The sequence below is a fragment of the Aeromonas sp. R2-3 genome (genome assembly GCF_040908375.1).
GTDB lineage: Bacteria > Pseudomonadota > Gammaproteobacteria > Enterobacterales > Aeromonadaceae > Aeromonas > Aeromonas veronii.
In genome coordinates this window covers 38,912-61,316 of sequence record NZ_JBFODP010000021.1, presented here as the reverse complement: position 1 = coordinate 61,316, position 22,405 = coordinate 38,912, and the positions used below count along the sequence as shown (strand labels likewise).

General features: G+C 59.0%; 21 protein-coding genes. 7 read left to right on the top strand and 14 right to left on the bottom strand.

Annotated elements, in window-relative coordinates:
- The first annotated feature begins 3 nt into the window (after positions 1-3).
- The 3 genes from AB5Z02_RS10115 (at position 4) to AB5Z02_RS10105 (ending at position 3,497) form a co-directional block, all read left to right on the top strand.
- A complete protein-coding gene (locus tag AB5Z02_RS10115; RefSeq protein WP_368215930.1) occupies positions 4-1,647 on the top strand; it encodes an electron transfer flavoprotein-ubiquinone oxidoreductase in 1,644 nt (547 codons plus the stop codon).
- Between the two features lie 292 nt (positions 1,648-1,939).
- Positions 1,940-2,887, top strand: a complete 948-nt coding sequence (gene corA, locus AB5Z02_RS10110) for a magnesium/cobalt transporter CorA (RefSeq protein WP_005337059.1) — start codon at positions 1,940-1,942, stop codon at positions 2,885-2,887.
- Positions 2,888-3,035: 148 nt separating this feature from the next.
- The gene (locus AB5Z02_RS10105) at positions 3,036-3,497 is read left to right on the top strand and encodes a DUF2919 domain-containing protein (protein ID WP_231720993.1); all 462 of its coding nucleotides are present in this window, start codon (positions 3,036-3,038) and stop codon (positions 3,495-3,497) included.
- Between the two features lie 12 nt (positions 3,498-3,509).
- On the opposite strand, the gene AB5Z02_RS10100 is transcribed toward AB5Z02_RS10105, so the two are convergent.
- Entirely contained in the window at positions 3,510-4,280 is a 771-nt protein-coding gene (locus AB5Z02_RS10100; protein ID WP_231720994.1) for a hypothetical protein, read from the bottom strand.
- Positions 4,281-4,525: 245 nt separating this feature from the next.
- Between AB5Z02_RS10100 and AB5Z02_RS10095 the strand changes: the two genes are divergently transcribed.
- Positions 4,526-5,077, top strand: coding sequence for a lipoprotein (locus AB5Z02_RS10095; protein ID WP_005337065.1), 552 nt, complete (start codon positions 4,526-4,528; stop codon positions 5,075-5,077).
- Positions 5,078-5,272: 195 nt separating this feature from the next.
- Positions 5,273-7,270 (top strand): hypothetical protein, encoded by a 1,998-nt coding sequence (locus tag AB5Z02_RS10090; RefSeq protein WP_231720995.1) that lies wholly within the window; start codon positions 5,273-5,275, stop codon positions 7,268-7,270.
- 84 nt (positions 7,271-7,354) lie between these two features.
- Here AB5Z02_RS10090 and glgC read toward each other — a convergent pair whose 3' ends face one another.
- Complete coding sequence (gene glgC, locus AB5Z02_RS10085; RefSeq protein WP_005337070.1) at positions 7,355-8,629, bottom strand: glucose-1-phosphate adenylyltransferase; 1,275 nt, start codon at positions 8,627-8,629, stop codon at positions 7,355-7,357.
- A 189-nt stretch (positions 8,630-8,818) separates the two neighbouring features.
- Here glgC and AB5Z02_RS10080 point away from each other — a divergent pair, with 189 nt between their 5' ends.
- Positions 8,819-10,459 carry an EAL domain-containing protein gene (locus AB5Z02_RS10080; protein ID WP_252657003.1) on the top strand — a complete coding sequence of 547 codons (1,641 nt, stop codon included), beginning with the start codon at positions 8,819-8,821 and terminating at the stop codon, positions 10,457-10,459.
- Here AB5Z02_RS10080 and AB5Z02_RS10075 read toward each other — a convergent pair.
- The 9 genes from AB5Z02_RS10075 to AB5Z02_RS10035 all read right to left on the bottom strand — a co-directional run bounded on the left by AB5Z02_RS10075 (position 10,422) and on the right by AB5Z02_RS10035 (position 18,568).
- A complete protein-coding gene (locus tag AB5Z02_RS10075; RefSeq protein ID WP_042055706.1) occupies positions 10,422-10,916 on the bottom strand; it encodes a hypothetical protein in 495 nt (164 codons plus the stop codon). The two genes, AB5Z02_RS10080 and AB5Z02_RS10075, sit on opposite strands and share 38 nt — an antisense overlap.
- Before the next feature lie 175 nt (positions 10,917-11,091).
- Positions 11,092-11,454, bottom strand: coding sequence for a DUF2750 domain-containing protein (locus tag AB5Z02_RS10070; protein WP_236367128.1), 363 nt, complete (start codon positions 11,452-11,454; stop codon positions 11,092-11,094).
- Positions 11,455-11,634: 180 nt separating this feature from the next.
- Complete coding sequence (locus AB5Z02_RS10065; RefSeq protein WP_005337079.1) at positions 11,635-12,939, bottom strand: inosine/guanosine kinase; 1,305 nt, start codon at positions 12,937-12,939, stop codon at positions 11,635-11,637.
- A 186-nt stretch (positions 12,940-13,125) separates the two neighbouring features.
- Positions 13,126-13,518: an MAPEG family protein gene (locus AB5Z02_RS10060; protein ID WP_064336267.1), complete on the bottom strand. Its 393-nt coding sequence runs from the start codon at positions 13,516-13,518 to the stop codon at positions 13,126-13,128.
- A gap of 34 nt (positions 13,519-13,552) precedes the next feature.
- On the bottom strand, positions 13,553-14,527 hold the full coding sequence (gene hemH / locus AB5Z02_RS10055; protein WP_368215929.1) for a ferrochelatase: 975 nt from the start codon (positions 14,525-14,527) through the stop codon (positions 13,553-13,555).
- A 98-nt stretch (positions 14,528-14,625) separates the two neighbouring features.
- The gene (adk, locus tag AB5Z02_RS10050; RefSeq protein WP_005337083.1) at positions 14,626-15,270 is read right to left on the bottom strand and encodes an adenylate kinase; all 645 of its coding nucleotides are present in this window, start codon (positions 15,268-15,270) and stop codon (positions 14,626-14,628) included.
- 303 nt (positions 15,271-15,573) lie between these two features.
- Positions 15,574-16,332 carry a tRNA-(ms[2]io[6]A)-hydroxylase gene (gene miaE / locus AB5Z02_RS10045; protein WP_005346385.1) on the bottom strand — a complete coding sequence of 253 codons (759 nt, stop codon included), beginning with the start codon at positions 16,330-16,332 and terminating at the stop codon, positions 15,574-15,576.
- 205 nt (positions 16,333-16,537) lie between these two features.
- Positions 16,538-18,058: an amidophosphoribosyltransferase gene (gene purF / locus AB5Z02_RS10040; RefSeq protein ID WP_042063846.1), complete on the bottom strand. Its 1,521-nt coding sequence runs from the start codon at positions 18,056-18,058 to the stop codon at positions 16,538-16,540.
- 21 nt (positions 18,059-18,079) lie between these two features.
- Positions 18,080-18,568 carry a CvpA family protein gene (locus tag AB5Z02_RS10035; RefSeq protein WP_005337086.1) on the bottom strand — a complete coding sequence of 163 codons (489 nt, stop codon included), beginning with the start codon at positions 18,566-18,568 and terminating at the stop codon, positions 18,080-18,082.
- Positions 18,569-18,576: 8 nt separating this feature from the next.
- Here AB5Z02_RS10035 and AB5Z02_RS10030 point away from each other — a divergent pair, with 8 nt between their 5' ends.
- Positions 18,577-18,753: a hypothetical protein gene (locus AB5Z02_RS10030; protein WP_155395816.1), complete on the top strand. Its 177-nt coding sequence runs from the start codon at positions 18,577-18,579 to the stop codon at positions 18,751-18,753.
- Between the two features lie 2 nt (positions 18,754-18,755).
- Here the strand turns inward: AB5Z02_RS10030 and serS are convergent, their stop codons facing one another.
- The 3 genes from serS to lolA all read right to left on the bottom strand — a co-directional run bounded on the left by serS (position 18,756) and on the right by lolA (position 22,380).
- Positions 18,756-20,051: a serine--tRNA ligase gene (gene serS / locus AB5Z02_RS10025; protein WP_005351225.1), complete on the bottom strand. Its 1,296-nt coding sequence runs from the start codon at positions 20,049-20,051 to the stop codon at positions 18,756-18,758.
- A 306-nt stretch (positions 20,052-20,357) separates the two neighbouring features.
- Positions 20,358-21,695: a replication-associated recombination protein A gene (locus tag AB5Z02_RS10020; RefSeq protein ID WP_139411993.1), complete on the bottom strand. Its 1,338-nt coding sequence runs from the start codon at positions 21,693-21,695 to the stop codon at positions 20,358-20,360.
- 76 nt (positions 21,696-21,771) lie between these two features.
- Positions 21,772-22,380: an outer membrane lipoprotein chaperone LolA gene (gene lolA, locus AB5Z02_RS10015; protein ID WP_041202312.1), complete on the bottom strand. Its 609-nt coding sequence runs from the start codon at positions 22,378-22,380 to the stop codon at positions 21,772-21,774.
- Between the last annotated feature and the right edge of the window lie 25 nt (positions 22,381-22,405).

Sequence of the window (22,405 nt, the reverse complement as noted above, 5' to 3'; positions counted from 1 at the left end):
AAGATGGAACGGGAAGCAATGGAATTTGATGTCGTCATCGTCGGCGGCGGTCCGGCGGGGCTCAGTGCAGCCATCGCCCTGAAACAGCAGGATGCCACTCTCTCTGTCTGTCTGCTGGAGAAAGGGGCGGAAATTGGCGCCCATCTGCTCTCCGGCGCCCTGTTTGATCCCGTCGCCTTGCAAGAGCTGCTGCCGGATTGCTGGCAGCAAGCGCCGCTCGGCGTGCCGGTCAACGACGATCAGCTGCATCTGCTGCAAAGCGAGCAACGCTCCCTGCAACTCCCCGCTTGGGCGGTGCCGCCACGGATGCACAATCAGGGTTGCCATGTGGTCAGTCTGGGCAATCTCTGCCGCTGGCTTGGCCAACAGGCGGAAAAACTGGGAGTCGAAATATACCCGGGATTTACCGCCAGCGAACTTATCATGGAAGCGGGCCGGGTCAAGGGGGTGATCACCGGCGATCTGGGGCTGGATCGGGCGGGCAATCCGAAAGCAGATCATGTGCCCGGCATGGCGCTGCTCGGCCGCTACACCCTCTTTGCCGAAGGGGCCCGCGGCCATCTCGGCAAGCAGCTGATCGCCACATTCAATCTGGCAAGCCCTGCCCAGCCCCAGCACTATGCCATCGGCTTCAAGGAGCTGTGGCTACTGCCAGCAGGTCAAGGCAAAGCAGGACAGGTGCTGCACGGCAGTGGCTGGCCCCTCGGCAAGCAGGGGAGCGGCAATAGCCACGGCGGTTTCTACCTCTATCACATGGAGGGGGATCAGGTGGCAGTCGGGCTGATTGTCGATCTCAACTACCAGAATCCCTGGCTCAGCCCGTTCGACGAATTCCAGCGCCTCAAGCATCACCCGCTTATCGCCGGCGTGTTGCAAGATGGGGAGCGCATCAGCTATGGCGCCCGCGCCATCACCAAGGGGGGCTGGCACGCCCTGCCCCGCATGCACTTCCCGGGCGGCCTGCTGATCGGTTGTGATGCGGGCACCCTCGACTTTTCCCGCATCAAGGGGATCCACACCGCCATGAAGTCCGGCATGCTGGCGGCAAAAACCGTCGCGATGGCCCTGCGAGGTGGCGATGAAGGGGGCCGGGATCTGGCCCAATATGGTGACGAGCTGCACCAGAGCTGGCTGGCCCGCGAACTCAAGGCGGCGCGCAACTTCGGCGCGGCTCTTCATCGCTATGGTCCCTGGTTGGGCGGTGCCTTCAACTGGCTGGAGCAACGGCTGTTTGGCGCAAACTCGCCCTTCAAACTGCTCGATAAGGCTCACGATTACCGTCAGCTGCGCGTGGCCAGCCGCTGCGAGCCCATCCATTACCCCAAACCCGATGGCAGACTGAGCTTTGACAAGCTCTCGTCTGTGTATCTGGCCAACACCAGTCACGACGAGGATCAGCCTTGCCACCTCAAGCTGCAGGACGAGCGCATTCCGGTCGAGGTCAATCTGCCCACCTGGGCTGAACCCGCCCAACGCTACTGCCCGGCCGGGGTGTTTGAAGTGCTTGAAATGGAAGGCGCGGCCAAACTGCAGATCAACGCCGCCAACTGCATCCACTGCAAAACCTGCGATATCAAGGACCCCAGTCAAAACATTATCTGGACGCCGCCACAGGGGGGATCCGGGCCCAATTATCCGAATATGTGATGAAGCGGGGCAGCGGCAACAAGCAGCCCCAGCTGCCCCTCCCCCAGCCAAAGGCGGGTTCTACCCCGCATAGCCGCTCAGGTGATCCGACCTCGCTGTTTTTTTGAACAAACAAGCTGAATCCCTGATGAATAGCCCCTGACAAGCGCGGCGCGCCCCTGTATAGTTCGCCGCATTCAGGTTTTCCATCGGCCCGATCTGCTTATCCACGGGATCGCCTTCTGCAGCGATCTAAGGCCGCATGACCTGTGCAACCATCCCTGATTACCCATGACTTTTTAAGGGGGGACAGATGATCACCGCCTACATTCTCAACAACAAGGTGCTGGACATAGTCACGCTCGGGCCTGACGACATAGTACCTGACAACACGGTCTGGCTGGATGCCTACAAGCCGGACACGGCAGAGCGAGAATGGTTGACGGGCCTGTTCCTGGAAGAGGTCCCCGACAAGGAAGAGCTCGACGACATCGAAGCATCCGCCCGTTTTTACTGGGATACCGATGGTCTGCACATTCACTCCCTGTTTCCCCAGCGGATCGGTCGTGACACCAAGGGTGTCCACGTCTCCTTTACCCTGCGCAACAACCTGCTGATCAGCATTCGCGAAGATGACATCGGGCTGGTGCGCCTGCTGCGCCACTATATGCGCCAGGATCGGCTGGAGGTGGAGGATGCCCTCGACATCCTGCTGGAGGTGCAGAACCTCAAGGTGGAGTACCTCTCCGACCTTATCGAAGATGGTTACAAGACCTTGGAAAACACCGCCGATCAGATCTTCGAGCCGGATCAGATCAACCCCATGCTGAAAGAGTTGATGGCACAGGAAGAGGCCAACGGCCAGATCCGTCTCTCTCTGCACGATACCCGCCGCGCCCTGCGTTTCCTCAAACGCAGCCTGCGCCAGCGCATGAGCCTTGAGCAGAACAAGTGGATCGACGAGATGCTGCACGACGTGGAGTCTCTCTTGCCCCACACCCAGTTCCTGTTCGACAAGATCAACTTCCAGCTGGAGGCCTCCATGGGGGTGACCAATCTGGAGCAGAACAAGGTGATCAAGATCTTCTCGGTAGCCGCCGTGATCTTCCTGCCGCCGACTCTGATCGCCAGTATCTACGGCATGAACTTTGGCCGCATGCCGGAGCTCGCCTGGGAGTATGGTTATCCCATGTCACTGGTGCTGATGGTGATGTCATCGCTCGGCACCGGCCTCTTCTTCAAGCGCAAAGGCTGGCTGTAACGCCGCCGACGCGCACCGCGATATCTGAAGAAACGGATTGGGGGGCATGGCCCCCCGATTAATTTGCGCCACGCCCAACGCCTTGCAAAGGACGCTTCGTCGCCCCATATCCCTTCCATCACTCAATTCAAGTGGATAACGGGCAACCATGACCCTCTACCCCGAACACCGATATGACGATCACGGCCAGTTGCGCCCGCCCCTCTGGTTCTGGCCCATCGCCCTGTTGCTGACCCGCTCGGTCTGGCTCTTTTTGATGGCAGGGGTCACCCGTGAGAGCGGCAGCGAGATCCTGACCCTCTTTTATCCGGATAAGATCACCCTCTACATCAGCCTGCTGACCGACGTGCCCGCTATGCTGGCGTTGCTCGCCTGTGGGGGCACCTATCAGCAGACCCTGAGTATTCGTGCCAGACTCCGGCGCCACAGCCCGCTGCTGCTGCTCTGCTCTGCCGTCAGCGGTCTGCTGATGCAGTTGCACAGCCTCAATCTGCAGAAGTGGTCATTCAGCTGGCCCACCGCACTGGTGCTGGTCGCCAGCCTCTGGGCGCTCTGGTACCTGCTGCGCAGTCGCCAGCTACGGGAATATGCCGCAGATCAGCCCCACTGACGGGGCTGACACCTATTGACGAGTGACCCGGATCTGCAGGGTCTGGCGCTCGCTCTGGCTGCCTCGCCCGCCCTGTAGCTGGGTGCCGAGGCTACTCCCCTGATCCGCTGAGCTGGTCGAGAGCTCCCCCACCGTCAGCCACTGGCCCGGGGCCCCGCTCACCTCGGTGGCACTCTGCCCACGATTGATGGTGCCCTGATCCAGCCTCGCCTGTTCGCTGCTCAGCGCAATCTGCACCCGATCGCCAATCAAGGTGGCCGTGGCATAGAGGCCGTTCACCAGCGGCATCATCCCCACCACGGCGCCCCCGTTCCACTGATAGAAGGTGACCGGCTGATAGGAGCCCATCTGCAGCAGCACGGGACGGCCCGACAGCCCGCGCACCTGCCAGCTGTCGTTCTGGCTGCGCTGGTACTGCCGGGCGTTGCCATCGACCAGCCACTGCCGTTTGGCCTCGTCGCGACTGATTGAGCCCCCCAGTTGCTGACCGCTGGCGGCACCATCGACCCGCCACTCGATAAGCAGGCTTTGCGGTGGCTGGTTGATCTGCGCCAGCGTGGCTTCGGCCTCCTGCAGCTGGGCTGGCGTCCCGCTCAGCACCAGCTGATTCCCCATGGCGCTGACCCCAAGCTGGGGATAGATCTCCTTGAGGGTCTGCACCGCCGCCTGCGCCTCGAAGACCGGGATCACTTTCACCTCGGCCCACAGCGATGGGCTCCAGAGTCCCATCATGCAGCCAAGCCACAGCAGCGCCCTGCGGCCAACCTTGCCCATCCGAACCATTACGCTCTCCTCGTTCTCTGTGCTCTTCTCGCACTCTGTTCTCTTCTCTCTGCTTAAGGCGTAGACCTACGCCTGCAGCCAACAGCTCAGCCCTATTCCGCTCACCCGTCGATGATGAACCCTGCGGTTGCCAAAAAACAATCGGGAATGCAGCAACTCCGTGATTTCCCACGGTATGAGGCTCTCATTCCACGCCCGTTATCGCGTAAGATAGCGCCATCATAGTTGCCCAAGCGGAATCCATCATGTTGAAACAGCTGTTGTTACTCCCCCTCGCCCTGCTGCTGGGGGCCTGCTCCCTGACCCAGTACAACGTCAGCGAGGCCGAAATCAACCAGTACCTAAAAGATCAGGTCTCTTTTGAAAAACAGCTGGGGATCCCCGGTATCATGTCGAGCAAGATCCGTCTGGATGAGATGCAGAGCCGTATCGGCCGCAAACAAGCAGATCGCATCGAGCTGGACGCCGCTGGCGACCTGCAGGTGAGCAGTCCACTTGGCAGCCAGCAGATGAAGATCCGCTTTGCCCTGAGCGCACGCCCGGACTATGTGGCCGATCAGGGCGCCATCTATCTGCGCGATCTTGAGCTGGTCTCGGTCAAGACTGAGCCGGCCGATATCGGGGCTGCCCTCACCCCGCTGCTGCCCACCTTCAATCAGTCCCTTTCCCTGTTCCTGTCGCAGACGCCGGTCTATCGCCTCGACAGCAGCCGCAAGAACGAAGCCAGGATCAAGGAGAAGGTCGAAGCCCTCAAGGTAGAGCCGGGCCGTCTGGTCATCCCGTTCAAGCTGCTCTGATCCCCGCCGCACTGGCACTTTCAGCGCGCTCAACAGATAACCGTCCTATTCGACAGCGCACATCCGGTTTAACGTGCAGCCGAATGGGGCGGTTTTTTACTTCTCAAGTCCCCTTCAACACAGCATAATGCAGACCATTCTCATTTAGATTCGTTATGAGAAGCGTCAATAATAAAACCAATGGTGAGAAGGGACATGAGAAAAACCGTACTGGTTCAGGCGATTGCCTGCGCACTGATCAGCGGCGCCGCACACGCTGCCGTCAAGGTCGAAGACAAGACATTCAATACCGCCGCCAACATGCTGGCCTATACCGAATTCGAGCTCTCCGGTGAGCCGCTGGCCGAAGCGCTGGGGCTGGATCTGGACGTGCTGGATGCCAACCGTGCCGATGAGCCGACCCCGTTCGACTTCGCCGCCGGCATCGAATCCTACGAATACTCCGAAGAGGCGATGTACGCCCTCAACTACCAATCCGGCATGGGTCCTCATCTGGTAAACGGGCCGCAAAACCTGGCCCGTGGCGGCACCATGGCCTCTCTGGGGCAACGGGTGCTGGCCATGGCCGATGCCGTTGGCTTCCCGGCTGATGAAGTGCCGCAGGGCATGTATCCCCTCTCCCTGCCCTACGCCTCCGCCAATCCGGAGTTTGCCCAGGCCGTCAACGCCACCCCGGTCAATGGCGATCAGATCACCATCAAGACCGCCAAAGGGACCGAGAAAACCGTCAAGACCCAGGTGCCAGCCTACTTCCGCGACTACAGCACCCTGCGCTGGAGCGGCAGCGACAACCTGCTGGTGCCCGCAGCGGTGGGCGGCATCCTGCTCAAAGAGGTGATGTGGTCGCAAGACTTCCTCGGCGGCATGCACGTGGCCGAGACCGATGAAGAGGTAGAAGCCGCCTCCGCCACCATGGATCAGGATGGCAAGCACAAGCTCGGCGTCTCTGCCGCCGATGGCTTCAACGGCATGATGCTGACCGAGCAGTCCATCGACAAGCTGGCCATCATGCAGAACCAGCTTGGCTTCGATGGCAAGCAACTGGGCGCCAAGATCACCCCGCAGTACGAACCGGCCAAGGGCGTGATTTACTTCCCCCATCAGGTGAAAGTGACCGAAACCAACAACAACGATGCCGGTGCCATCGGCAAGCTGGAGGTGGTGGATGGCTCCGCCCAGCTGCGCGATGCCTGGATGATGCTGTGGCCACTCTCCGAGTTCTATGCCTTCAGCGATCAGCGCAGCGCCAACACCAACCAGAACCCGGCCTTCCACGCCGTGTTTGACGGCGCGCCGTTTGCCGCAGCACCGGCTGCCAACAAGGCCAATGACCTGGGCAAAGCGGTCGCGGGCAGCGATGCCTTCTCGCTGGCGATCAATCTCTCCAACCTCACCTTCAAGAACCTGGCAGCCCTGCACTTTGATACCAAGGCTGGTACCCTGGTCGACAGCTGGCAGGCAGGCAAACAGGGCAAGCACGTCACCACCTTTGACGCCGCTTACGCACTGGTCGCCCTGCAGATCTTCCAGCGCGCTCAGGATGCGCTGCCGGTCGGTTACGCCGCCGGTGACAATGGCGAGCTGAACCTCAAGACCAAGCAGGGTCAAGAGGCGCTCGACTTGATCCGCAAACAGGCCGATTTCATCTTGGCCAACCTCAAGGGCAAAAATGGTCTGGTGCATGATGGCATCACGCTAGGTGGCAAGCTCGATGCCAGCCACTCCATTGATGCGCAGTTCGCCGCCATCCGTGGTCTGACTGCCGCCTTCCTAGCGACCTCGGATGCCAAGTACCGCACTGCCGCCCGCGAGCTGTTCATCGCTGCCGACAAGGCCTACTTCAATGCCAAGGCGGGCACCTGGCTGGCTGGCAAGCAGGGTGAATACACTCCCTGGACCCAGGCTGCCATCTCCGGCGCCCTGCGCTCAGCCATGCTGAACCTGCGCAACGAAGGGGCCGAGAAGGCGCCCGAGCTGGAGCTGGCCAAGCTGACCGGTCAGTACGTCAGCTGGTTCCGTGGCACCGTCAACGGTGGCATGCAGATGGCCGAGTGGATCGGTGACTCCGGCGAGAACATCATCGAAGGTGCCGGCAGCGACACCGATGAAGATGGCGTACCGCAAGTGACCGCCGCCGGAGGCAAGCACGGCACCGCCATGGTGATGGCCGCCAAAGCGGTGGTTAGCGAATAATCTTCGTCATTCACCAGCATGAAAAAGGGAGCCAAATTGGCTCCCTTTGCATTACAGCGTCTGACACAGTTTCAAGGGCTTTCCTCAAACCAGCTTGTCCAGCATCTCCTTGGTCACCAGCACAATCCCCTGTTCGGAGCGGTAGAAGCGGCGGCTATCCTCATCGGCATTCTCGCCCACCACCAGCCCATCGGGCAGCACACATCCCTTGTCCACCACCACCCGGCGCAGACGGCAACCGGCGCCAATCTCGACCCCGGGGAAGATGATGGCCTGATCCAGGGTGCAGAAGGAGTGCACCCGCACATTGGTAAAGAGCACCGAGTTGAGCACAAACGACCCGCTGACGATGGTCCCGCCCGAGAACATGGAGTTGATGGTCATGCCATGCTGACCATTGCGATCCTGCACGAACTTGGCCGGTGGCGTCAGGGTCTGGCTGGTCCAGATGGGCCAGTTCTGATCGTAGATGTCGAGCTCGGGCAGCACGGAGGCGAGATCCATGTTCGCTTCCCAGAAAGAGTCCAGCGTACCCACGTCACGCCAGTAGGGCTTTTGCCCCTCGCGCGCCCCGACACAGGACATGTTGAAGGGGTGAGCAAATGCCATCCCCTCCTCCACGATGCGGGGGATCACGTCCATCCCGAAGTCGTGTTTGGAGTCCTGATTGTGAATATCCTCCTCCAGCAATTGATAGAGGTACTCCGCCTCGAAGATATAGATCCCCATGGAGGCCAGCGAGCGATCTTCACAACCCGGCATGGCGGGCGGATTGGCCGGTTTTTCGACGAAGGCGCGGATCTTGCGCTGCTCGTCGATATCCATGATCCCGAAGGCGGATGCCTCGGCCCGCGGCACCTCGATACAGGCGACCGTAACCTTGGCACCGAGGCGCACATGGTCGAGCAACATGGCGGCGTAATCCATCTTGTAGATGTGATCCCCCGCCAGCACCACCAGGTATTTGGGGCCGTAGTCACGGATGATATCGACGTTCTGATAGATGGCATCGGCGGTGCCGCGATACCAGTGCACCTCGTCCACCCGTTGCTGGGCAGGGAGCAGGTCGATGAATTCGTTCATCTGGTAACGCAGGAAGGACCAGCCCGATTGCAGGTGACGCAGCAGGCTGTGAGATTTGTATTGGGTGACTACACCAACGCGGCGGATCCCCGAGTTGATACAGTTGGAGAGCACAAAATCAATGATCCGGAATTTGCCACCGAAATGGACGGCAGGCTTGGCGCGGTTGTCAGTCAACTGCTTCAGGCGACTACCACGTCCACCCGCCAGCACCAGTGCCATACTCTGGTTCAATAATTGTCGTGCTTTGGCACTATTTTCGGGCTCTAACAACATGATTTACCTCTGCCTTGTTTGATCTATTTTCAACTCATCTTCGCCTGTTTCGGCACCTGTGAAAGTGGTTTCACTCACATTTAACCGATCTCAATTGACCCTTTTCACCGAGTTGCGAGGAATAGCATGCTTTGCTCCGCCAGCTTGGTTAAAATTCCCCCACAAAGCAGCCACTTCAAGGATGACAAGATGGTTCACAAGCTCGGACGTACCCTCTTTCTGATCGCCACCATAGTGACCATACCCCTGCTGCTCCTGCAAGCAGTTTGGCTGGCCCTTCAGAGCACACCGCTCACTTTGGTCATTATTCTGGCCACCACACTGCTTGGCATGATCCTGCTGTTGATGCTGGCCATCCGCACCATGGATGGCATGCTCCAGCATCAGGAGCTCACCTGGGTCAAGGCGATCAGAGGGCGGGATCCCTCACAACTCGATGAGCCCGCCTCCCAGGAGGTGCTGCAACAGCTGCTGGAGCAGTTCGAAAGCGCCGAGCAGAGCGCTCATCGCCAGCTGACCGAGCTCAGCAATCTGGCCACCACCGACGAGCTGACCCAGCTACTCAACCGCCACGCGTTTCGCCGCGACATGACCGAGTTACTGCAGCGGGATCAGGACACCCAGACCGCGACCCTGGTGCTGATCCGTGCCACCGAGCTTGGCAAGATCAACGCCCAGCGCGGCTTCCAGTCTGGTGATGCCTACATCAAGGACATGGCGGCTCTTATCAAGCGGGTGGTAAGCCGCTTCCCGGGCAATCAGGTCTACCGCATTTCGGGGGCTGATTTCGCCGTGCTGGTGCAACCGGTGGCCAATATTCCTCCCCATCTGCTGGGGCAGGATTTGAAGGTGGCCTTCGATCACTATCAGGATCAGCACGAGCTGGAGAGCACCGGTTACTCTGGGCTGACCAAGCTCAGCAGCGGCCAGAAGATCGAAGCCGTGCTGGCCAGAGCGGATCTGGCGCTGGCTCGCGCCCAGACCGAAACCATCAACGGCTGGGCCATCCAGCAGGATGACAGCGCCTCCGATCTGCAGGGCCAACACCACTGGCGCGACGTGCTGACCGACGTGCTGGCGCAGGAGCGCCTCAGCTTTACCTATCAGCCAATCCAGCCCCTGCACCGCAGCATGCTGGCCTACAACGAGATCTACACCCGCTTCAGCGGCAATGACGGCACCGCCCTGCCCACCGACACCCTGTTTGCCATGGCACAGCGGCTGGATATGGTGATGCGGCTGGAGCAGTTGGTCATTACCCACATCATGCGCCAGTACCGGGCCTTTGGTGCCAACCAGAGTCGCTGGGGGATCAACCTCTCTCCCAACCTGCTGCAAAATAGCGCCTTCCTGATCTGGCTTGACCGCCAGCTGCTCAAAGATCCCAATACCAGCGCCAATCTGGTGTTCGAACTGGATGAAGAGCATCTGGAACGCAACCTGACCGGCGCCAAGCGGGTGTTTGAACTGCTGCGCCGCAACGGCAGTCGCTCGGCGATCGCCAATTTCGGCAAGGGGATCGGCTCCTTTACCCTGTTTCGCGAGCTCAAGCCCGACTACATCAAGCTCGATCCTGCCCTGATCACCGGATTGGAGCAGGATCAGACCAACCAGCAGTTCGTGCGGATGATCGTCGATGTATCACATCGGATGGGGTGCCAGGTGATTGCAGAGGGGGTAGAACAGCTTGGCCAGAAACAGCTGCTGCAGGGGATGTACGTGGATGGTTTGCAGGGCTATCTGATCGCCCGGCCGCAACCGCTGCGACCGGATATCAGCCAGCTGGGGCTCTTTACTGAGGATGCTTCAGCTTCAAAAGGGTCAGAATGATGTCATTGAGCTGGCGATAGCGCTCCAGCTCTTTCTGATCGTAACGGGTCGCCAGCGTGGTAGGATTGTGGCGGTTTTTGAGGTAACGGTTGATCTGCAACCGGTTGAACCCCGCCACCTGATAGACCTGGCCAAGCAGGGTATTGAGTTCATCGTGCTCCAGACCTGCTCTGGCCAGATAGTCCCCATCGGCGGGACTCTCGGTCTGGTGACTCCACTTGCCAATGCGACCGCTCTCTTGCAGATAGCTGAGCCACTGCTCGATATAGAGCGGTTTACACCCCGCCAACAGGTTGAAAAAGCCCACCGCATCGCAACGACAACCGCTCAGGAGCACGACCGCCAGCTGATCATCATCGCACTGGAAGGTCACTGGCCCGGCTTGCGCCCAATCCAGCGCCTGTACCCGAATGCTGGCCTTCTCACCCGCAGCTCCCGTTACGTCGAATACAAACATGGCGCTCCTCCCTTGGCAAAAGGTTGATGATGGACCATCCCCCTGACAGGTGCAAAGGCAAATCGGCTATTAACTCATCAATCTGGATATTCGACCATAAAAAAGACCGGTATCCTCACGAATACCGGCCTTTATCTTGATGGCCTGTACGTTCAGGCCATCAATGGAGGCGCTTTCAGGCGTCCAGTTCAACCAGTGCCTTGGCCAGCTCGATGGGCTCGAGCTCCTGACCTTCCAGATCGGAGTTCCAGTTCGGGCCGACCAGCACATCATCTTCATCCAGATCGTTGATCCAGATATCGAGAAACTCTTCCAGATCGATCACTTCCGGCTCGTAATCGGCCCACTCGTCGACGCAGTGCAGACGGGCGTCCTCTTCGGCAGACCAGAGCGGCATCACGTCGGCATCTTCAAATTCGGCGGAGCGGCAGACGACCCAGTCTTCCCCATAGCGCAGACCCCACACCTGACCCGACTCGCGGACTTGTTCGATAAACAGTTGGAAATTGGCGTCAAGGTTGTCGTTAAGCATGCTCATGGGATTCTCTCTTTCTTTCGGGTGCTGCGGCATTGTCGGGCGACAATACGATGGCCAAATGGTGTCGCAAAAGTGACATGGACTCAAGCATATTGGGGTTATTCCGGGAAAAAAGCCGGGATAACCCATATTTGCCTGCAAAAACGCCTCCCGATGGAGGCGTCTTGCAGATTCAGGAGATCAACGCTCCCAGTAAACCTCTTCCAGGCTGTCCTCTTTCTCCGGCAAACCGCGGGAGAGACGGGGGCTGCTCTGGGCCAACACCTCGTAGCTGACGCGGTTGGCGTATTTGCACACCTGGGCCAGTGAGGAGTAAGTCAGGAACTCGGAGATGTGCTTGGCGGAGTTGGGCACATTCATCCGGTGATAAGAGTTGGCCACCATGTCGTGCAGCACAGCGGAAAGTGCGCCATCCCCTGCCCCGTTGGTGTTCTTGATCTTCTCCGGGCCACCCATGTACGGGGAGATGTGGGAGTAGATGCGGGCCGGTTTACGGCACTTGGCGCGGGCCATCGGGCGGCTGAACTCATACATGTTGAACTCGGGGATAACGCCCGGCAACAGGGTATGAGTGGTCTCGCGCTTGTAGTCCTCGTCGGTATAACTCGCCATGTAGAGGCCGATGGGGCCAGCAGTACAGAGCACCATATCGGCCCAATCCAGCGCCTTGTCGGCCGCACCGAGCGGATCTGCGATGCCGGTCAGGGCTTCACCTTCGTCTTCGTTCATCGCCAGCACAGTGACGTTTTCGGCAATGAAGTCTCGCCACCACTGGGGGTTTTCGTCGATGACGAAACGGGTGCCCAGGGTCAGCACCACGGGAATACCGGCCTCGCGGGCATAACGCACCGCGGTCATGGCCGCCTCTTTCATCGGATCACCATCGTCACCACGTACCAGATAGGCGGTGATCACCAGGGCAGACGCCCCTTTGATCACATCCTCCGGAATGTGCTGCACATCCAGCTGGTTCATCTTGCCGGCGTTGATACCGAAGCTGCGCTCGCCGCACTCGGTAATGAAAGTGAAGCAACGGCCGATGGGGCCATCCACCGGCTGCAGATAGTCCAGATTGACGCGGGAAGATGTGTTGCACAGATAACGGTAGGCGTAGCAGCCGATACGAATATCCTGACTCATCACACCCAGCAGGATGGAGTGGGAGTCGGCCAGTACCGAGTAGTTGTGTACCGTGTTGCCAATGGTGCCACCGGCAAACTCGCTCACTACCATGTTGTTGGCCTTGAGCTCGTCATAAATCCGTTCGGCCACGTCGTCATTGATGACGACGGAGTGCCCCTTGCTCAGACCATAACGGGTCAGAAAGTCTTCATCCACATGGGCTTCAATATCAACCAGGGTCTGATCAATCCCGACGACGTAGGCTTTGCCCAGCTCGGTTAACAGGGGATTTTGCGGAACCAGGGGATCGCGTCTGTCGACAGGGAAGTAGTGTTTGGACTTGCGCTGACCGGGAAATTTCATGGCAATGTTCTGTGCTCTGGGGGAAAGAGGGGCGGGATTTTAACACAATCCGCAGCCCCGAAAAGTCGCCCTGTTTAAATAATGGAGTCAGTATAGACAAGGCTTGCAAGGAAAAACGTTTGCCTTTTCACCATAAAAAAACCACCCTGCCCGGGGTGATTCCATAGCATAAAAAAGCGTCGGTTTTCAGGCGGCCGCCATCCCCTGCAACAGGGCCAGCAGCGAGAAGAGGCCGAGGGCTAGCCAGAACAGCAAGGTGCCCAGAAAACGGGGCACATTGGGGGCTTTGGGGATCTGGATGCCAATGGCATGCAGGATGCGGCCGACCAACAGCATGGCGCCACCGGCATGCAGCCAAAGCGCACCGGCACCGGATAGCTCGCACAGCGCCATCAGCAGCAGGGTCAGCGGCACATACTCGGCAAAATTACCGTGGGCCCGGATCGCCGCCAGCAGCTCGGGGGCCTCCCCCTGCCCTATCATCACCCCGAACTGGGCGCGGCGTTTGACCACCCAGAAGGAGAGCCCCAGAAACAGCAGCCCAAGCAGGCCTGCGTAGATCAGCGTGATATGTACCATGACTCGACTCCTTGTTTGACTGACTGCCGGTCACTCATGCCAATTCGCGGCAGATGAGCGAGACCATCATCCTGATGTGGGCCTGATCGCTGTTGAGGGCCGGAATATATTCAAACCGCTCGCCACCGGCCTCCATGAAGCTCTCCCGATTCTGTACCTGAATTTCCTCGAGGGTTTCGAGGCAGTCGGCGGCAAAGGCAGGACAAATCACATCGAGCCGCTTGATGCCCGCAGCTGGCATACCGGCGATGGTCACGTCTGTGTAGGGCTTGAGCCACTCCTCCTTGCCAAAGCGGGACTGGAAACTGGCCGTCCACTGCCCGGCCTCCAGCCCGAGCGCCTCGGCCAGCAAGCTGGCGGTATGGCGACACTGGTGACCATAGGGGTCCCCTTCGTTCTCGTAGCGCTCGGGAATGCCGTGGAACGACATCAGCAGGTGATCACCCTGACCGTGCTGCTCCCAGTGACGGCGCACGCTCATGGCCAGCGCCTGAATGTATTCGGGGTGGGCGTGATAATCACGAATGAGCCGTACCACCGGCAGATTGCGTTCTCTCTTCATCGCCTTGCCCCAGGCATCGAAGACCGAGGCGGTGGTACTGACCGAATATTGCGGATAGAGCGGCAACAGGATCACCCGGTTGACCCCTTTGGCCTTGAGCGCCTGCCAGCCATCATTCACTGACGGGGAACCATAGGTCATCGCCAGCTCCACCGGCACATCGACGCCCTCCCGCTTGAGCTCCTGCTCCAGCGCAGCACGCTGCTGCTTGCTTATCACCATCAGCGGCGAGCCCTGCTCGGTCCACACCTGCTGATAGAGCTTGGCCACTTTGGGCGAGCGCGTCGGCAAGATGATGAAGTGGAGCAGCGGACACCAGAGGTAACGGGGCAGGTCCACCACACGGGGATCGTGCAGGAACTGGCTGAGGAACGCTTTGACGGCAGCGGTGGTCGGTGCGGCTGGGGTACCCAGATTGACCAGCAATATTCCGGTTTTCGTGGTCACGTTGGCTTCCTGTCTATCTGTCATTATGCAAAAAGGGCCCGACAGGGCCCTTCTCTTTATTTATCTGATGGCACGGGAAACTGTGCCGGCAGCAAAGATCAGCCCAGAATGGTGGCAAGCTGCTTGCTGACCAGATCAACCGGCTGGGTGCCGTCGATCTTGACGTAACGGGTGTGGCCCGCTTCCGCCTCTTTGCCGTAGAAACCGATCAGCGGCGCAGTCTGCTGATGATATACATCCAGACGCTTGCGTACTGTGGTCTCTTCGTCGTCGGCGCGGATCACCAGATCTTCACCGGTCACGTCATCCTTGCCTTCCACTTTCGGCGGGTTGAACACCACATGGTAGGTACGGCCGGAGCCGGAGTGAACGCGACGGCCGCTCATGCGCTTGACGATCTCTTCGTCCGGCACATCGAACTCCAGCACGAAATCAACCACGACACCGGCGTCCTTCATGGCTTGCGCCTGGGGAATGGTGCGCGGGAAACCGTCCAACAGGAAGCCTTTGGCGCAGTCCGGCTGAGCGATGCGCTCTTTCACCAGACCGATGATGATGTCGTCAGAGACCAGCTGACCTGCGTCCATCACAGCTTTGGCTTTCAGACCGAGCTCGGTGCCCGCTTTGATCGCCGCACGCAGCATGTCGCCGGTAGAGATCTGGGGAATACCGTGTTTTTCCATGATGAACTGAGCCTGGGTACCTTTGCCGGCGCCCGGAGCCCCCAACAGAACAATGCGCATACACGCTCCTATTGATTGGTTATTCAAATCTTGCGAAGGCAAAAAAGTACACGGTTTCGCCCGTTTCTACAAGGGTGAGCCACTTGAATGAGCACTTTATCACCACAATAACCGGCTGATCGAACAGGATTTCATCGCAAGGGGAAGACGCAAAAATAGCCAGGGATTCAGCATAGAGCGCCAAAAGCAGGAAGGAGGTACGACAGAAAAAAAGATCCCGGCTCAGGGCCGGGAATTGCGCTCAAAAGTAACTACTTGTCGCTCGTAGTAGGAACAGGGCAATAGTAGTTTGCCCCCTGTGCGTCAACAACTGTCAGATGTGACAGGCAGGCCGCTATGAAACCGGAACTGCGGATCCGGCGAGCAGATTAGCTCGGCTTCCAGCTTGCCAAAGAAGGCCACCCGCTCGCTGATATCCTCCCCTGCGTACTGTTCGGCCAGGCTCAGGTAATCCTGATAGTGGCGTGCTTCGGAGCGCAGCAAAGAGACATAGAAGCGGCTCAACTCCTCGTCCAGATGGGGGGCCAGCTTGGCAAAGCGCTCGCAGGAGCGGGCCTCGATATAGGCGCCGATGATCATCTTGTCGACTATGGTGGCCGGCTCATGGGTGCGCACATGCTGCATCAACTGGCGGGCATAGCGGGAGGCCGTCACCGGTCCGTATTCGATGCCGCGGGCCTGCATGATCTCCAGCACCTGCTCGAAGTGGTGCAGCTCCTCCTGAATGAGTCGCACCATGGGAAACAGCAGTGGATTGCGCTCCAGCTCGGCAAAGACGGTGCGATCAGACTCCCCCATGCTGCGTTTGCCCAGGATCTCGGCCTTCTCCGGAATGGCATCCAGCTCACGATAAAACTCCAGCTTGGGCAGCAGATGGCGCTTGCCCTTGGGCAGGCAGTAGCGGCGCACCAGACTGTGGGCAGTGAGTGCAGCCTTGGTCTCGCAGTTGGCGTGATCGATGAGCAGGGTCGGTAAACGGGCCGGATCCCGCGCCATCTCTACCCACTCATCCGGGGTCTCGCACTGCAAAAACTGGCGCACTGGGGCTAACAGATCATCCATCTGAACTCTCGTCTCTTAAAAGCGTATCGGTCATATATGTTGCAGCCTATGCTAGCGGATCCCACTGGCCATGCCCATATCCGGCAAGATAAACGGATGTTTTTCAAACAGATACCCCCTACCCCTTCTGCCCGTGCAAGGTAGAAACGACAATGGGGGCCACTGGCCCCCATCTCGCTATCCCATCCGGCAAAACCGCAAACGTTTAACTGCCTTCGTTAAAAATTTCCAGATTGCTGGTGCCTTCCTGCCATTCACGCACCGCTTTGGTGTCATCGTTGCGCAGGGCATTGAGGTGATCCAGATAGGACTGGTCCACGTCGGAGGTGACGTAGTGGCCATTGAACACCGAGGTCTCGAAGTGACGCAGATCCGGGTTGATCTCCCGCACGGCGGCTTCCAGATCTTCCAGATCCTGGAAAATCAGACCGTCAGCGCCAATCAGCTTGCACACCTCTTCTACTTCACGGCCGTGGGCGATCAGCTCGTTGGCTGTGGGCATATCGATGCCATAGACGTTGGGGAAGCGAATTTCCGGCGCCGCCGAGGCGAAGTAGACCTTGGCTGCCCCCGCTTCACGGGCCATCTGGATGATCTGCTCGGACGTGGTACCACGCACGATGGAATCGTCCACCAGCAACACCTTCTTGCCCTTGAATTCGGAGCTGATGGCGTTGAGCTTGCGACGCACCGACTTCTTGCGCTGGGTCTGACCCGGCATGATGAAGGTACGGCCGATGTAGCGGTTCTTCACGAAGCCCTGACGGTATGGCAGATCCAGGGTGTGAGCGATCTCCAGCGCCACGTCACAGGAGGTCTCGGGGATGGGGATAACCACATCGACGTCGAGATCTTCCCACTCGCGGGCAATCTTCTGACCCAGCTTGCGACCCATGTTGAGGCGGGCGGCGTAGACCGAGACCTTGTCGATGCACGAATCGGGACGGGCGAAATAGACATATTCGAAGATACAGGAGCTCATCTGCGGGTTCTCCGCACACTGCTCGGAGAAGAGCTGGCCCTGCTCGGTGATGTAGATGGCTTCACCCGGCGCAATATCCCGCACCGTCTCGAAACCGATGGCGTCGAGCGCCACGCTCTCGGAGGCGAGCATGTACTCCACCTGGCCAAGCTCGTCCTGACGACGACCGAGGATCAGCGGGCGAATGCCGTTGGGATCACGAAAACCGATGAGACCATGACCAATCACCAGCGAGACCACCGCATAAGCACCGCGGATCTGCTGATGGGTTCTGCGCACCGCAGCGAAAATATCTTCGGGGCGCAGGGCCATCTTGTCACAGCGATCCAGCTCGTGGGCCAGCACGTTCAGCAACACTTCCGAGTCGGAGGTGGTGTTGATGTGACGGCGGGCGACCTTGAACTGCTGCTCCTTGAGCTCCTTGGCGTTGGTGAGGTTGCCGTTATGGGCCAGCACCATGCCGTAGGGCGAGTTCACATAAAAAGGTTGGGCTTCAGCGGCACTTGAGCTACCTGCGGTGGGATATCTGACATGACCTATGCCGATGTTCCCTTGCAGACGCTGCATGTGGCGCACTTCAAACACGTCCTTCACCAGGCCATTGGCCTTGCGTTGCCGGAAGTTTCCACTATCTATGGTCACGATCCCGGCGGCATCCTGTCCCCTGTGCTGCAACACCGTCAAGGCGTCGTAGAGGGCCTGATTGACGGGGGTGGTGCCAACTATACCGACAATACCACACATGTCTTTGCTACCTCGAAGTCACTATACCTGTTTAAGAAAACTGGATGAGTTCAACATGAACCCGAAAAACCACTGGATCACCGGCTTGAACTCCGGCACCAGCTTGGACGCCACCCACCAGTCGCTCTGGGAGAGGCTGGTGAAGGTATCCATGAAAAAAAGCAGGGCACTGACGATCAGCACCCCGCGAATTGCACCGAAACAGACCCCCAGCACCCGGTCGGTACCGGAGAGACCCGTCTTGTCCACCAACAGGCCCACCACATAGTTGACCACGCTGCCGAGGATCAGGGTCGCCACAAACAGCGCCGCGATGGCCAGACCGTTGCGAACCAGCGCGTCGGAGAAGGAGGTGAAATAGACGGCGAGATCGGGATAGAAATGGCTGGCAATAAAGAAGGCGACGAACCAGGTGACAAGAGACATGGCCTCCTTGACGAAGCCGCGCACCAGGCTGATGAGAGCAGAGAAACCGACGATGCCGATGATGGCGTAATCAATCCAGACCATAGAAAAAGATGTCCTGCGAAATTGCGGCGCAGTCTAACAAAAACGATTGCGCATTGCTTGATAAAAATGTGTTAACTGTTCAAAGCGACGCCGAGAAGCCGCATTTTTTCAGCACTAAAACGGTTGATCGGCGCCAGAATGCACAACGCCATGGCAATGCCATGGCGTTGTGGTCAGCGGCGTGAGCTTACCCGATGTGGGTCAGGCCACCCATGTAGGATTGCAGCGCAGCCGGGATGGCGATGCGGCCATCTTCCTGCTGGTAGTTCTCCATCACGGCAACCAGGGTACGACCCACCGCCAGACCGGAACCGTTCAGGGTGTGCAGCAGTTGCGGCTTGCCGTCGATGCGCACGCGAGCTTGCATGCGGCGCGCCTGGAAGTCGGTGCAGTTGGAGACAGAGGAGATCTCGCGGTAAGTGTTCTGGGCCGGCAGCCACACTTCCAGATCGTAGGTCTTGGAAGCGCAGAAGCCCATGTCACCGGTAGAGAGCGCCATCACGCGATATGGCAGCTCCAGCAGTTGCAGCACCTTCTCGGCGTGACCCACCATCTCCTCCAGCGCATCCCAGGATTTCTCCGGGTGAACCAGCTGAACCATTTCAACCTTGTCGAACTGGTGCATACGGATGAGGCCACGGGTATCACGACCGTAGGAACCGGCTTCAGAGCGGAAGCAGGGGCTGTGGGCGGTCATCTTGATCGGCAGCTCTTGGGCGTCAAAGATCTCGTCACGGGCCATATTGGTGAGCGGCACTTCGGAGGTCGGGATCAGAGAGAACTTGCGCAGCTTGCCCTCTTCTTCCCCTTCACCTTCGATACCGGTATTGAACAGGTCCTGAGCAAATTTCGGCAACTGGCCGGTGCCATAGAGGCTGTCCGGGTTCACCAGATAGGGCACGTAGCACTCGGTGTAACCGTGCTGCTGGGTGTGCAGATCCAGCATGAACTGAGCCAGGGCACGGTGCAGACGCGCAATCTGCCCCTTCATCACCACGAAACGGGTACCGGAGAGTTTGACGCCGTTTTTGAAGTCAACGCCCTTGGCCGCTTCGCCCAGATCGATGTGATCGCGTACCGGGAAGCTGAACTCGCGCGGGGTACCCCAACGGCGCACTTCCACGTTGTCGTTCTCGTCACGGCCCACCGGAGTGGTCTCGCTCGGCAGGTTGGGGATGGCGTCGGCAATGGCTTTCAGCTGAGCCAGCAGGGCATCCAGCTCGACCTTGCTGGTTTCCAGCTCGTCGTTGATCTTGGTCACTTCGGCCTTGAGCGGGGCAACATCTTCACCACGACGGGCAGCTTCACCGATGGATTTGGAGCGGGCGTTGCGCTCGGCCTGCAGCTCCTGGGTACGGGACTGCAGATCCTTGCGTTTCTCTTCCAGAGCGTTGACAGCCGCTACGTCCAGAACGTAGCCACGTGTCGCCAGACGAGCGGCAGCCTCTTCGATATCGCTGCGCAGATATTTGGGATCCAGCATGGTTTACCTACTTTTTTAAAATGGGATCTGGGCCTGAGTCGTCATGACGGGCTGGGAAACAGATCCGGAAGTTAACATCGGTTGGCGCACCCCAATCGTCTTCAGAATCGGGCCTTAACAATCAGGCCTTCGAGATCAAGAAGATGGCGCAAGGCCAAGACAAGCGGGGTCAGACGGGCAGTGTAGCAGACCGCCCCCCCGCCCGAACAGGGACTATTTGTGTCGTTTTTACCGACTTTGGCACGCAAACCGTCCTGCATATTCAAACGCCTGACCAATTTTCAGCCATGCGAGGTAACAAAGGGGCTATTTGCCCCGTTGCTGCGGACTTTGCCTGTCCAGTTCATGGAGGTAATCGAGCTTCTGGCCAATCTGCTTTTCAAGGCCGCGATCGGTGGGCTGGTAGTACTGCTTGCCCGCCAGCTCGGGCGGGAAATACTGCTCGCCCGCAGCATAGGCGCCCGGCTCATCATGGGCATAGCGATACTCGGCGCCATAGCCCAGATCGCTCATCAGCTTGGTCGGCGCATTGCGCAGGTGCACCGGCACCTCGAAGTCAGGGAGGTTTTTGGCATCATGAAGCGCCGCCTTCCAGGCGGTGTAGACCGCATTGCTTTTCGGGGCACAGGCGAGATAGACGATCGCCTGGGCGATGGCCCGCTCCCCTTCCGCCGGACCGATCCGATGGAAGCAATCCCAGGCCGACAGGGCGACCTGCATGGCTCGGGGATCGGCATTGCCCACATCTTCCGAGGCAATCGCCAGCAAGCGGCGGGCTATATAGAGGGGATCGCAACCGGCGCTCACCATGCGGGCGTACCAATAGAGCGCCGCATCCGGCGCCGAGCCGCGAATGGATTTGTGCACCGCAGAGATGAGGTCGTAGAAGTGATCGCCTCCCTTGTCGAAGCGGGCCACGTGCTCCCCCACCACGGCAGCGAGCAGGGCACTGTCGATCACCCGCACTCCAGTGCTGTCGGTTTCGGCCATATCGGCCAACAGTTCCAGATAGTTGAGGGATTTACGCCCGTCCCCATCCACCGCCTTGGCCAGCGCCTCTTTGACACCGGGGGCGAAGGTAAGTGCCGGATCATTGAGACCACGGGGATCGGTCATCGCCTGATCGAGCATGGCGAGAATATCGCTCTCCTCCAGTCGCTTGAGCAGATAGACCCGGGCTCGTGAGAGCAGTGCGTTGTTGAGTTCGAACGAGGGGTTTTCGGTAGTGGCGCCGATAAAGGTGATGGTGCCATCTTCGATGTGAGGCAGGAACACATCCTGCTGGCTCTTGTTGAAGCGGTGCACCTCATCCACAAACAGGATGGTGCGCACTCCTCGCCAGCTGTTCTCTTTGGCCTTGTCGATAGCGGCGCGGATCTCCTTGATGCCGGAGGTGACCGCAGAGAGTCGCTCCACTTCCGCCTGACAGTAGTGAGCCATCAGCTCCGCCAGCGTGGTCTTGCCGGTACCGGGCGGCCCCCACAGGATCATCGAGTGGCAGTGACCCGCCAGAATGGCTTTGCGCAGGGGCTTGTCAGCCCCCAGGATATGTTGCTGACCGATATACTGGTCGAGGTTTTGCGGCCGCATCCGGGCCGCCAGCGGACGAAAGTCCGACGAGAAATCCAGCGACAAGTTACTCATCTGTATTGACCACCCAGCGTCACGCCACTCACCTTTGACTGGCGCAGTGGCGAGCAATCCAACGACCGTTTGCTCATTAGCGCTGATCGTCCAGCTCGACCCCCTTCGGGATCTTGAAAACAAATTCGTTGCCCTTGAGCACCGGCTTGCGGTTGAAGCTGCTCAGGGTGAATTCACTCCACTGCCCTTGCGCCTCTTTCACATCGAAACGACTGATGTTGTCTTGTCTGTCGAAGGTGACACGGAAGGAGGCGATCAGCTCATCCTTGTTACGGCTGGTGACGGTATAGACATCGCCCTGCTGGGTCACGTCATAGTTCTTCCAGAACTTGTCGTCATTGCCGGCAATCAGAATAAAGGGGGTGTTGAGCACCGCATCTTTCAGCTTGAGGGCGGTGACCTGCTCGACGAAGGGATCATAGACCCAGACATCCTGACCATCTGCCACGATCAGGCTCTCGTCCGGCGAAGTGGTGTGCCAGTTGAAACGGTTTGGCCGCTGCACCAGCAGGTCGCCGCTGGCCTTTTGCAGCTCCTTGCCCTTGCTGTCATAGACGGTCTGGGCAAATTTGGCGGAGAAGAGGCTCACCCCCGCCAGCTTCTGTTTGAGATCGCTGGCCGCATCGGCCCACACCTGGCTGCTGGCCATCAGCAGCACGGTACCCATCAACAGTTGTTTTTTCATCACGCTCTTCATAAAGACGCTCTCG